At 63.7% G+C, this 11,815-nt stretch carries 9 protein-coding genes and 1 pseudogene; 8 read left to right on the top strand and 2 right to left on the bottom strand.

Translation table 11 applies throughout. The features are described from left to right. Positions 1 to 136: 136 nt before the first annotated feature. Positions 137 to 1,090, bottom strand: a complete 954-nt coding sequence (locus GNZ13_RS29750) for an alpha/beta hydrolase (RefSeq protein WP_172171258.1) — start codon at positions 1,088 to 1,090, stop codon at positions 137 to 139. Between the two features lie 311 nt (positions 1,091 to 1,401). On the opposite strand from GNZ13_RS29750, the gene GNZ13_RS29745 reads away from it, so the two are divergent. Further along, complete coding sequence (locus GNZ13_RS29745) at positions 1,402 to 2,583, top strand: helix-turn-helix transcriptional regulator (protein WP_172171256.1); 1,182 nt, start codon at positions 1,402 to 1,404, stop codon at positions 2,581 to 2,583. 101 nt (positions 2,584 to 2,684) lie between these two features. Here the strand turns inward: GNZ13_RS29745 and GNZ13_RS29740 are convergent, their stop codons facing one another. Continuing rightward, a complete protein-coding gene (locus tag GNZ13_RS29740) occupies positions 2,685 to 3,035 on the bottom strand; it encodes a VOC family protein (protein ID WP_172171254.1) in 351 nt (116 codons plus the stop codon). A gap of 331 nt (positions 3,036 to 3,366) precedes the next feature. On the opposite strand from GNZ13_RS29740, the gene GNZ13_RS29735 reads away from it, so the two are divergent. From GNZ13_RS29735 to GNZ13_RS29705, 7 genes and pseudogenes are all read left to right on the top strand, one after another. Next, a complete protein-coding gene (locus GNZ13_RS29735) occupies positions 3,367 to 4,521 on the top strand; it encodes an LLM class flavin-dependent oxidoreductase (RefSeq protein WP_172171252.1) in 1,155 nt (384 codons plus the stop codon). Between the two features lie 133 nt (positions 4,522 to 4,654). Continuing rightward, a complete protein-coding gene (locus tag GNZ13_RS29730) occupies positions 4,655 to 5,848 on the top strand; it encodes an acyl-CoA dehydrogenase family protein (RefSeq protein WP_172171250.1) in 1,194 nt (397 codons plus the stop codon). An 11-nt stretch (positions 5,849 to 5,859) separates the two neighbouring features. Next, positions 5,860 to 7,635 carry an FAD-dependent oxidoreductase gene (locus tag GNZ13_RS29725; RefSeq protein ID WP_172171248.1) on the top strand — a complete coding sequence of 592 codons (1,776 nt, stop codon included), beginning with the start codon at positions 5,860 to 5,862 and terminating at the stop codon, positions 7,633 to 7,635. Continuing rightward, on the top strand, positions 7,632 to 8,150 hold the full coding sequence (locus GNZ13_RS29720; protein WP_172171246.1) for a flavin reductase family protein: 519 nt from the start codon (positions 7,632 to 7,634) through the stop codon (positions 8,148 to 8,150). The genes GNZ13_RS29725 and GNZ13_RS29720 overlap by 4 nt, the downstream gene beginning before the upstream one ends. Continuing rightward, positions 8,095 to 9,835: pseudogene (locus GNZ13_RS53960) on the top strand (FAD-binding protein). The gene GNZ13_RS29720 and the pseudogene GNZ13_RS53960 overlap by 56 nt, the downstream one beginning before the upstream one ends. A gap of 21 nt (positions 9,836 to 9,856) precedes the next feature. After that, a complete protein-coding gene (locus GNZ13_RS29710; RefSeq protein ID WP_172171244.1) occupies positions 9,857 to 10,621 on the top strand; it encodes an SDR family oxidoreductase in 765 nt (254 codons plus the stop codon). 11 nt (positions 10,622 to 10,632) lie between these two features. After that, entirely contained in the window at positions 10,633 to 11,787 is a 1,155-nt protein-coding gene (locus GNZ13_RS29705) for a ferredoxin--NADP reductase (protein WP_172171242.1), read from the top strand. Positions 11,788 to 11,815 lie beyond the last annotated feature (28 nt).

The raw sequence follows: 11,815 nt of genomic DNA, 5'->3' as shown, positions 1-11,815 counted from the left end.
CCCAATCAGCCTTCAAATTGCTTTCATTGCGTGTCGACGACGAAGTGAGTCCGCAAACCGGCGCGAACTCAGTCGGACCTTGAAGTGTTTTGAATTACGCTTCACCTCAACTCCGACGGTCTCCTAGTGAGCGAAGTCAGGTGTTCTGGACGTGCAGCGCATGGCGCAAGGCGCGCGCTGCCAAGGTGAGTGCACGGTCGGCCGCATCGAGCGCACCGAGCAAACTGGCGAAGCCGTGCATTTGCCCCGGCCAACGCAGATGTGTTGTCAGCACGCCCGCTTGCGCGAGGCGTGCTGCATAGCGCTCGGCCTCGTCGCGCAATGGGTCGTATTCGGCGCTGATGATGGTGGCGCTGGCCACGCCCGTGAGATCGGTAGCGGCAAGCGGACTGGCGAGTGGGTCGGCGCGATGGGCACGATCGGCGCCCTCCGCGAAATACTGGCCTTTGAACCAGCGCATCATGTCCGCCGTCAGGAAATAGCCGTCGCCCATCGATTTGTATGAAGGATGCTCGGTGGCGCAATCCACCACCGGATAGAACAGCAACTGATGCGCGATATTCACGCCGCTATGACGCAACTGCTGCGCGGCTACCGCTGCAAGATTGCCGCCTGCACTGTCGCCCGCTACGGCAAGCGCACCGGGCCGCACGCGCAGATCGCTTGAGTTGGACGCGGCCCAGCGCACGGCATCGCACGCATCGAGCGCGGCGGCCGGAAAACGCGCTTCCGGCGCGAGCCGGTAATCAACCGATAGCACGACCGTTCGCGCGCGTTGCGCCAGACAACGACACAGGTTGGCATGCGTATCGAGCCCGCAAGAAATGAAGCCGCCCCCGTGAAAGAAAACAGTAAGGGGCAGCAGGTCATCGCCACTTTTAGTCACCGGCCGGTAGAGGCGCGCAGCAATCGGGCCGCTTGCGGTGGGAATCAGCAGATCTTCTTCCGCCGCGATGGCGTCGCCGGGTGCAAAACCGCCGCCCGCGGCGAGCATTGCGCGGTAGGCGGGCACGGTGAGTTGCGCGAAATCGAGTGCGGGCATGCCGGCGAAAGCGGCGAGCACGGCCTGCGCCTGGGGATCGAGCGCCATCGGGTCTCCTGATAAAACGGTCATGAAAGCGGCTATACCGCGTATAAGCGATGCGGCCGCACATGATGCGGTTCGAGCCGAAAACCGGGCCGCAAATCAGGGCACGAATCAGGCCATTGAGCGCGCACGCCGCAACACTGAATGCATTGAAACGCGGCGGCTTTAAGGGAGCATCGTCCGATTGGACGAGAGTTCGTTCGTACGCTCAGCGAAACTTCTACGAGCTAAGTACTTCCCCCGATGCCAGCAAACAGATCGACCCTTAAGCTTGGCGGCGCGATGCAAAGTCGCATGGAGGACGGAGAGTGTTGATGGAGACGAAATGGGCCCCAGAAGAGGGCCAGGCCATGAGTGAACTGGCCGAGGTGAGCGTCGCGCAGTTCAGCGAACTGACCGCGCGCATTTATCAAGGGGCGCTGGAAAGCACGCCGTGGGCTGGCGCGCTCGAGTTGATCCGCACCTCGCTCGGTGCGAGCTATGCAACCCTGATTCTGCGTTCGCCTTCGAGCGATCGGCGCGGCCTGATGGTGCATGCGTCCGAAATGGGGTCGGGCGTGCCTGGCGAAGCGTCATACAACAACTACTATTATTCGCTCGACCCGTTCGTCGGTTTGCCGGCGGATCGCGTGGTCACGGTCGACGAAGTATTCGGCGACACGGGTTGGCTTACCAGCGAACTCTACAAGCAGTTCCTGAAGCCGGCCGACATTCGCTACATCATGGGCGCCGATCTGCGCACGGAGTCCGGCGTCGAATGCCGGTTTCGCGTGTGCCGCAGTCACGCTGCGAAACATTTTTCCGCACGCGACAAGGCTTTTTGCGCGCTGTTGCTGCCGCATTTGCGGCGCGCGGTCGAATTGCACTCGCGGCTCGATATCGTGGAGTCGGAACGCACGCTGTATGCGAGCGCGATCGACCGGATGCTGGTGGGCACAGTGACGCTCGACGAGAGCGGCGCGATCATGCGCACCAACAGCGTGGCCGACGAGATTCTCGCGCAGGGCAACGGCCTGCGCGTCGTGCACGGCAACGTCGAGGCGACCGACGCGCAGGAGAACCGCAATCTGCAACGTCTGGTGCGCCATGCCCTGATGGGGCACTTCGGCACCGCCGCGCCGATTGTCGAAGCGATGCCGATCACGCGCGGTTGCGATAAGCCGAAACTCGGCGTGCTGGTGCGCACAATTCCGCTATCCGACTGGTCCGAGGACAACAAGCGCCGCCCGGCAACCGTGCTGTTTCTGCGCGATCCCGATCGCAAATCACAGGGCTCGCAGGAGATCGTACGCAAGCTGTTCGACCTCACGCCCGCGGAGACCTCGCTTGCCTTGCTGTTGACCAATGGGTTGACACTGGAAGAGGCGGCTGACGATTTGGGCATCAGCAAGAACACTGCGCGGGCTCATCTGCGGGCAATCTTCTCGAAGACGGGCGTGACGCGTCAGGCCACGCTCGTGCGCATCCTGCTGGGCAGTGTGGTGCCGCTTGGCTGAACTCAACTGAACGAACGCGTGCCACCTGTGCCATGTGTGCCGCGCGTGCCGCGTGTGCCATGCGCCGCGCCTGTATCAGGCGCGGCACACCCTCCAACACCTTAAACCGCGCGCTTTTGCGACAACACCAGCAACGCGCCGTTCTTGTCCTCCAGCACCGCACGCCATTCGTGCGGCCCTTGCTGTACCGGCACGCGCACTGACGCACCCGCCGCGACCACACGCGCCATCGCTGCATACAGGTCGTCGTTTTCATCCACGCGAAACACCAGTGCCGCGCGTTCGACGATCCGTTCTTCGCCCGCCACCAGCGCGACGCTCAGCGCACCGCCATCGAGCGCGCAATAGCGTTCGCCGTCACGGAACTTCACCGTCAAACCCAGCCCGTCGACAAACAGCGGCAGCGCCGCATCGATTGTGTCGACCGGGTACAGCATCATCGAAGCCTTCATTGCATTGCACTCCCATCCGTTGAGCAGCGTTGTATTGCGGCTCGATCGTAGCGTCACGGGCGAGGACCGCACGAGGTCCAATCGGACTAGCCTGAGTATGAAAAGCACGGCAAAAAACGCAGCCGGGGATGTGGCAAAAAGCGTGGCATAAAGCGCCTTCGATCAAAGCTTCCACGCCAAAGCGCGCCCCGTTAATCCAAATAGACGATGCCGGGCCGCACGCGCGAACTGAAACTTCAATCCGTGGACCGTCACGATCATCGTAGGAATCGGTGCGTCGGGAGCGGACCGCCCGTTTCAGCACAGTCCAAAATTCATGGAGACGCACGCAATGAAGTTTTCTCTGATCTACGAAGCCCAGACCACGGACGCTTCGCGGGAAGGCGATCACCGGGTATTCAAGGAGACCGTCGAGCAGGCGTTGCTCGCCGAACAGATGGGTTTCGATACCGTCTGGTGCGTCGAACACACGTCGCTGACGAACTACGCGCATATGAGCGCCCCGGAAACCTTCCTCGCGTATCTGGCCGGCCGCACGACCCGCATCGGCCTCGGCCACGGCGTGATCTGCCTGCCGCCCGCGATGAATCATCCGATCAAGGTGGCTGAACGCGTGGCCATGCTCGACATTCTGTCGGGTGGCCGCGTGCATTTCGGCGTCGGCAAAGGCGGCAGCCAGCAGGAAGCGGGCGCGTTCGGCTACGACCTTGCCGAGCTGCAACCGATGATCGACGAATCGATGTACCTGGTGCCGAAAATGTTCGTTCAGGACGAGATCGAGCACGATGGTAAATACATCAAGATTCCTAAACGGCCGATTCACCCGAAGCCGTTCCAGGACCCGCATCCGCCGATGTACATGGCGTGCACCAACAACGACGGCTTGCTACGCGCCGGTCAGCGTGGCCTGGGTGCCTTGGTGCTCGGTTTCGGCGGCCCCGATGAAGTCGCGAAGAAAAACGCGCTGTATCGCGAAGCATGGGCGACCCGCAAAGCCGAGGACCAGGTCGGTTTCCGTCCGACGCAGCATCTGGCCGCGCTGTGCCCGACCGTGGTGCTGAACGACGGCCAGCAGGCCCGCAAGATCGGCATTCGCGGCCAGCGCTATTTCATGGAGTCGCTGGCTTACTGGTACACCGGCGGCGAGCGCCCGAACCCGGATAGCTGGGGCGATGACCTCGTGAAGGGCAATACCGGCGAAATGGTGATCCGTTCGCGCTTCGCGTCGGAAGAGGTAGTGGTCGATTTCAGCGATCCGGCGCTTTCAATGATGAACCCGAATCACGCCTACGGCACCGTCGACGATTGCATCGGCTATGTGGGCCGCCTGATGGAAGCGGGCGTGGATGAAGTGCTGTTCCTCTGCCAGATGGGCACGGTGTCTCAGGAAGCGCAACTCGAAACGATCCGCAATATCGGTGAGCACGTGATTCCGTACTTCAATCGCCTGAAGGGCGAAAAGCAGAAGGCGCAGGTTGCCGCATAAGGTCGTTACATAACAGCGGGCGAGGCGGGCGTCGCTAGTCTCTTCAGACGATGCGACGCCGCAGCCGGAGCTCGAAGATGAACCCAACAGAATAGGCGCGACACCCATCTCGCGCGCCATCATGGAGACAGCCGTGCATCGCGACAACGATTCGAACGCCCTTGCAGCCGAACTGATTGCCCGCGCCGAAGCGCTCGCGCCGGTACTCGCCGGGCGTGCCGCGCAGGCCGAGGCGAATGGGCGGATTCCCGCTGAAACGCTGGCCGATTTTCAGGCCGCCGGTTTTTTCAAGGTGCTTCAGCCGAAGCGTTACGGAGGCTATGAACTCGATCCGCAAACCTTCTTCGAGATCCAGATGGCGGTGGCGCGCGGCTGCATGTCGACCGCATGGGTGTACGGCGTGGTCGGCGTGCACAACTGGCAACTGGCGCTGTTCGACGAACGCGCGCAGCAGGACGTGTGGGGCAAGGATCAAAGCACGCTGATCGCGTCGACCTATATGCCGGTGGGTCGTGTGACGCCGGTTGAAGGCGGTTTCCGGCTGTCCGGGCATTGGAAGTTTTCGAGCGGCAGCGAACTGTGCGAATGGGTCTTTCTCGGCGCGCTGGTGCCGCCGGCAAAAGAAGGCGAACCGCCGGAATACCGTACCTTCCTGCTGCCGAAAAGCGATTACACGATCGAACAGGATTGGGATGTGCTGGGCTTGCGCGCAACGGGCAGTCACGACATCGTGGTGAACGATGCGTTCGTGCCGGACTATCGCACGCACAAAGCCATCGACGGCATGATGGGCACGAGCCCCGGTCTCGCGGTGAACGATGCGCCGCTGTTCCAACTGCCGTTTGCGCAAATCTTCGTACGCGCGGTGTGCACCGCTTGCATCGGCGCACTGCAGGGCGCGCTGGATGATTTCACGTCGTATGCTGCCACGCGAGTGAGCGCCAACAGCGGCGCGAAAACCACCGATGACACCGGCGCGCAATCCGCCTGCGCCAATGCAGCGGTCGCGATCGACGAAATGAAAGTGCTGCTGATGCGCAACTTTGCCGAGCTACTCGCCGCGGCTAATGGTGGCCCGGCGGTATCGATCGAGCGGCGTGTGCACTTCCGTTATCAATCCGCGCAAGTGGCCGAACGCTGCGCGCAGGCCGCCAACGCGCTGCTGCGCTATGCGGGTGGCAACGGCATTTACAACCGCAATCCGCTGGTGCGGCGCTTTCTCGATCTGCATGCGGCGCGCGCGCACTACGCAAACAACCTCGACCGTTTCGGCCAGAATCTCGGCGCCGTGATGCTCGGGCGCCCGAACACCGATTTCTTCGTCTGATGGATGCCGCCATGAGCGAACAGCAAACGCAGACGGTTGTGTTCGACGTCGTGGTGGTCGGTTCCGGTGCGGGCGGCATGCTGGCCGCCTGCCGCGCGGCCGACCGCGGCCTGTCCGTCGCCGTGCTCGAAAAGAGCGATGTGTACGGTGGGACCTCGGCGGTGTCGGGCGGTGGCATCTGGATTCCCTGCAACCACCATATCGCCGAACTGGGCGCCACGGACACGCGCGAGGCCGCACGAACCTATATCGACGCCTGCACGAGAGGCGTGACCGCGACCGAGCGGATCGACGCTTATCTCGACACCGCGCCGGAGATGCTGCGCTATGTCGAAGCGAATACACCGGTGCGTTATGAAGCGTTGCCCAAGTACGCGGACTACTTTCAGGACCTGCCTGGATCGATGCCGGGTTACCGCGCGCTCGATCCTTTGCCGGTGGACGGCGCATCGCTCGGTGACGAATTCGCGCGCTTGCGGCTGCCTTCACCAGGGACGCTGATCGGCGGGCGGGTCGCGGTGACGTCGAAAGAGGCGCACATGCTGCTGTCGAAAGCACCCGGCTATATCGCGCTCGCGCTGAAGCAATTCGGCCGCTACTGGTTCGATCTACGCGCGCGCAGCCGCTCGCGGCGCGATCGCCGCCTGACGCTCGGCAACGCGTTGGCAGGGGGCCTGCGTCGCGCGTTGCTCGATCGGGACATTCCGCTTTGGCTCAACGCGCCGATGACCGGGTTGCTCGAAGCAGACGGACGCGTAACAGGCGTCGTGGTGGAACGCGATGGAAAAAATGTGCGCGTACTTGCAAAGCGCGGCGTGATTCTCGCGGCCGGCGGTTTCGAACGCAATCAGGCGATGCGCGAGCGCTATCTGTCGCGTCCCACGCAAGCGCAGTGGAGCGCGACCCCACCGAACAATACGGGCGATGCGATTGCTGCCGGTCTGAAACTGGGCGCGCAGATTGCGTTGATGGAGCATGTGTGGGGCGCGCCGACCGTCCACGTCGATCACGAGGAAAAGCAGCGAGCGCTGTTCGTCGAACGCAATCTGCCGGGTTGCGTGGTGGTCAACGGACTCGGCAAGCGTTTCGTCAACGAGGCCGCGCCGTATTCGGAGTTCGTGCCGGCGATGTATCGCGACCATGCGCAAACCGGTGCGTGCGTACCGGCCTGGATGGTGTTCGATGCGCAGTTCCGCCACAAATATCCGTGCGGGCCGATCATGCCCGGCGCGATGATGCCCGATTCCCGTATCCCCGCGGTGTTTCGTTCCCTGCTCTACAAGGCCGATTCGCTCGATGCGTTGGCCGCGCAAATCGGCGTTGCTGCGCAAGGCTTGCGAGACACCGTGGCGAAGATGAATCGGTACGCCGCGACCGGTATCGACGAAGAATTCGCCAAGGGCGGCAACGCGTTCGATACCTACTACGGCGACCCCAGCGTTCAACCGAATCCGTGCCTCGCGCCGATCGGGACCGGACCGTTTTACGCCGTGCGTATCGACGCGGGCGACATCGGCACCAAAGGCGGTCTCCTCACCGATGCCCGCGCCCGGGTATTGCACGCCGATGGCACGCCCATCGCCGGGCTTTATGCGATCGGCAACACCAGCGCGTCGATGATGGGGGCGAGCTATCCCGGTGCGGGCTCGACGCTTGGACCTGCCATGACCTTTGGCTACATCGCCGCCAATCATCTCGCCGACGGTGGCGATGATCGCGACGGCGACAGCAGTACTTCAGAACCAGCACGCGCTGCCAGCAACGAACTTCGCGGAGTCACGCCATGACCGAACTCACTTCTCACCCGTTGCGTGCCGATATGCTGCTGGCGATGCGCCGCCTCGCACGCTCGGTCGCTGTCATCAGTTGCAGAGACGGTGAACGGCGCTATTCGATGTCGGCCACCGCGGTCGATTCGCTCTCGACCGAACCGCCATCGCTTTTGATCTGCATTAACCGCACGTCGTCGATTTTTCCTCCGCTCGACAAGGGCGCGGCATTTTGCGTGAACGTGCTTTCGGCGCAGCACCAGCACATTGCGATCGATTGCAGTGGGCGCCTCAAAGGCGAAGAGCGCTTCACGACCGGTAACTGGCAGCGCTCGGATCACGGCGTGCCGTATCTGCACGATGCGCAGGCGAGTCTGATCTGCACGCAGGATGGCCGCTTCGACTACGGCACGCATGCGATCTTTATCGGCCGCGTCGAGCAGGTTCTGATCAGCGGCGAGGTCGATCCGCTGGTGTATGTGGACGGCGTCTATACCACCGCTGCGGCGCCTGTGCGCTGCGCAGCGGCCTGATCGGGCACGCGGCGTGATGCAGAACCATTCGTCCGCACAGCAGGGATCGGTCACGCCGGTCGAAGCGCCGCTCATCGTCGACGATCCCGCCTCCTTGCGTTGGGACGATGTGTGCGACGTGCTGGTCGCAGGCTTCGGTGCGGCGGGCGCGTGTGCCGCGCTGGAAGCGGCGGCGGCCGGTGCGAAAGTGCGGATCGTCGAGCGTTTCGAGGGCGGCGGCGCGAGCGCGAAAAGCGGTGGCGTGGTCTACGCAGGCGGCGGCACGCGCTATCAAACCGAAGCAGGCTACAGCGACACGCCCGAGGCGATGTTCGCTTACTTGCGGCAAGAAGTGGGCGACGCGGTGTCGGCGGCGACGCTCAAACGCTTTTGCGGGGGCAGCATCGATATGCTGCGCTGGCTCGAGAGCCTGGGTGTGCGCTTTGCCGCGTCGGTGCCGCCGCGCAAGACGTCGTATCCGCAGAACCGCTATTACCTCTACTACTCGGGCAACGAGGCGGTAGGCGACGCTGTGCGCGAGCATGCGCCGGCACCGCGTGGACATCGGGTGGTCGGCGACGGCATGTCGGGGCGCGTGCTGTACGACACGCTGCGGCGCGCGGTGGATGCGCAGCCATTCGTCGACACGATGTGCCATGCTGCCGTGCGCCGTCTCGTCATGGATACGACGGGCCGCGTGATCGGCGCGCAAATCTGGCAAGTCGCACCGGGCGGCGCGCAACGTCAGCATCGGCGGCTCGCGCGCTGGGCGGAGCGCGTGCATAACGGCATGCCGGCGTGGGCCGACCGGTTACGCGCCGCGCTCCATCGCATCGAGCAGCGCGAGGGCCGGCTCATTACGATCAAGGCCGATGCGGTGGTGTTGAGCACCGGCGGCTTCATCTTCAACCGGTCGATGGTGGCGCACTACGCGCCGCGTTATCTGCCGAACTGGCGTCTTGGCACAACCGGTTGCGACGGTTCGGGCATCCGGCTCGGTTTGTCTGCCGGTGGCGTGGCGCTTCATCAATCCGCCTTATGCATGGGCGCAAGGCTGCGTCGTGGACCGCCGCGGCGAGCGCTTTTGCAACGAGGAAGTCTATGGCGCCGCGCTCGGCCACGCGATGTGCGAAACCCGCGAAGGGCACGCGTGGCTGATTCTCGATGCGCGGCTCGTGAAGCTCGCGCTCAGGGAATGTTTGCGCGGCAAGCTGTGGGCGTTTCAAAGCGTGCCCGCGATGCTGTTGATGCTGGCAGGCCGCAAACGCGCCGGCTCGCTGGCCGACCTGGCCGCACGCATCGGCAGCGATCCGGCGGTGCTCGAGCGAACCATCAATGCCTACAACCTGGGCGCGCTTAACGGCATCGACCGTGCGTTCGGCAAATCCGCCGCCATGTTGCAGCCGCTCATGTACGGCCCTTACTACGCGATCGACATTTCATCGGACAGCCGCGTTTTCCCGTGCCCGTCGATCACCCTGGGCGGCTTGCGAGTCGACGAGACGAGCAACGCGGTGCTGTCCGCGCAGGGCAGGCCGATCGAGGGTTTGTTTGCCGCTGGCCGGGCCGCGTGCGGCCTGGCATCGAATCATTACGTGAGCGGCCTCTCGCTCGCGGACTGTATCTGGTCCGGCCGCCAGGCGGGCCGGGCCGCAGCGGGCGTGGTTCTCGCGAACGCCGCCCATTCCCTGACTGAAACTGATTGACACTGAAAAGAGAGAACGAAGATGGGAGACAGACTCAAAGGCAAGATCGCCGTCGTGACGGGCGCCGCGAGCGGCGTCGGCAAACAGGATGCGTTGCTGTTCGCTCGTGAAGGCGCGCGTGTCGTGCTCACCGACGTCAACGAGGAAGCCGGCCGCGAAGTGGCCGCTCAGATTGGCGACGCCGCACTGTTCGTGCGTCACGACATCACGTCCGAAACAGGCTGGAACGATGTATTCGGCGCCGCGCAAACGGCCTTCGGCACGCCGGACGTACTGGTCAATAACGCTGCGGTGCTGTTGCTCGGCAGCATTGAAGACACCACGCTCGAACAATGGCAGCGCGTGCTGCGCATCAATGCCGAGGGCTATTTTCTCGGTTGCCGCGCGGCGGTCAAGGCGATGAAGGAGAAGGGCGGATCGATCGTCAACATGTCGTCGGTGGCGGCGTTGGGCGGACTCGGAGCGTTCTGCGCCTATTCGGCCAGCAAGGGCGCGGTGACGGCGATGACGCGTGCGATTGCCGCGCACTGCAAGCAGCAGGGCTACAAGGTGCGCTGCAACACGATTCACCCGGACGGCATTCTCACACCGATGACCGCGCCGTTCTTCGGCGCCGCCGAAGAAACTCGCGAGGCGCTCACGCAATCGGTCGATCCGCATGCGCGCATGTGCTTGCCCGAAGACATTGCAAATCTGGTGCTGTTCCTCGCCTCGGATGACTCGCGCTTCATCAACGGCAGCGAGTATCGGATCGACAATGCGCAGTTGATCATGGGCGTCGCCTGAGTTCGCCCGCCATGGCCGATTCGCGTTTTCATCGCCTCAAAGTGGCGGACGTGATCGCGGAGAGCGCCGACGCGCGCTCTTTCGTGTTCGATCTGCCGCCTGCGCTGCACGATGCCTTCAGCTATCGCCCGGGGCAGTTTCTCACGCTCAAGGTGCCGTGCGCGGATGCGATCGTGCAGCGCTGTTATTCGCTCTCGAGCGCACCGGGCATCGACCGCGCGCCGAAGATCACCATCAAGCGGGTACGCGATGGGCGCGTGTCGAACTGGATGTGCGACAGCGTTCAGCCCGGCGACGAGCTCGACGTGATGGTGCCCGCGGGCGTGTTCACGCCGCGTTCGCTCGACGGCGACCTGCTTCTGTTCGCGGGCGGCAGCGGCATCACGCCGGTGCTGTCGATCCTCAAGTCCGCGCTGGTGAACGGGCGCGGCATGCTGACCCTGATCTACGCGAATCGGGACGCGCAGTCGGTGATTTTCAGCGAGGAACTGCGGCAACTCGGGCAGCGGCACGCGGGAAGATTGCGGGTGATTCACTGGCTCGATAGCGTGCAGGGCATTCCACAGCAGCGTCATCTGGAAGAGCTGGCGCGGCCGTGGAGCACGCAGGAATGCTTTATCTGCGGGCCGGCGCTGTTTATGGAGAATGCGTTGGCAGCAATGCTTGGGCTGGGGTTGCCGCGAGCGAAGGTGCATGTGGAGCGGTTTGCTTCGCTGCCGGATTTGCCGGCTGCGCCTGGTGTGACCGGAGCGACTGGAGCGACTGGAGCAACTGGAGCAACTGGAGCAAGCGGCGAGACTGGCGTACCCGCAGCGCGCACCACCCCCGCAGCGCCACAACTGCCCGACGTGCCCCTGGCCTCTGACTCGGCCCAGACGGCCCCCGCCGCCAACGCCGCAATCGAAACCGTGCTCGACGGCCACACCTTCACCTTCATCTGCGAAACCGGTGAAACCCTGCTCGACGCCATGCTGCGCGCCGACGTGCCGGCCCCGAACTCGTGCCGCAGTGGCTTATGCGGTGCCTGCATGTGCCGGGTCGAATCCGGCAGCGTGAATCTGAATGCCAACCACGTGCTCGATGCGGCCGATCTGACCGACGGCTGGACGCTTGCCTGTAGTGCGACACCTGCCAGCGCGACGCTGCGCGTGGTTTTCCCCGACTAGGTTCGCGGTTCGCACGCGCGGCTCTCGC

Source organism: Paraburkholderia elongata, from assembly GCF_013177735.1.
Taxonomy (GTDB): Bacteria; Pseudomonadota; Gammaproteobacteria; order Burkholderiales; family Burkholderiaceae; genus Paraburkholderia; species Paraburkholderia elongata.
This window is presented reverse-complemented; position numbering and strand designations above follow the sequence as displayed.

Excerpts from the sequence above, each read along its gene's own strand:
- GNZ13_RS29750 (WP_172171258.1), bottom strand. The coding sequence starts at position 1,090 with ATGGCGCTCGATCCCCAGGCGCAGGCCGTGCTCGCCGCTTTCGCCGGC.
- GNZ13_RS29745 (WP_172171256.1), top strand. The coding sequence starts at position 1,402 with ATGGAGACGAAATGGGCCCCAGAAGAGGGCCAGGCCATGAGTGAACTG.
- GNZ13_RS29740 (WP_172171254.1), bottom strand. The coding sequence starts at position 3,035 with ATGAAGGCTTCGATGATGCTGTACCCGGTCGACACAATCGATGCGGCG.
- GNZ13_RS29735 (WP_172171252.1), top strand. The coding sequence starts at position 3,367 with ATGAAGTTTTCTCTGATCTACGAAGCCCAGACCACGGACGCTTCGCGG.
- GNZ13_RS29725 (WP_172171248.1), top strand. The coding sequence starts at position 5,860 with ATGAGCGAACAGCAAACGCAGACGGTTGTGTTCGACGTCGTGGTGGTC.
- GNZ13_RS29720 (WP_172171246.1), top strand. The coding sequence starts at position 7,632 with ATGACCGAACTCACTTCTCACCCGTTGCGTGCCGATATGCTGCTGGCG.
- GNZ13_RS29710 (WP_172171244.1), top strand. The coding sequence starts at position 9,857 with ATGGGAGACAGACTCAAAGGCAAGATCGCCGTCGTGACGGGCGCCGCG.
- GNZ13_RS29705 (WP_172171242.1), top strand. The coding sequence starts at position 10,633 with ATGGCCGATTCGCGTTTTCATCGCCTCAAAGTGGCGGACGTGATCGCG.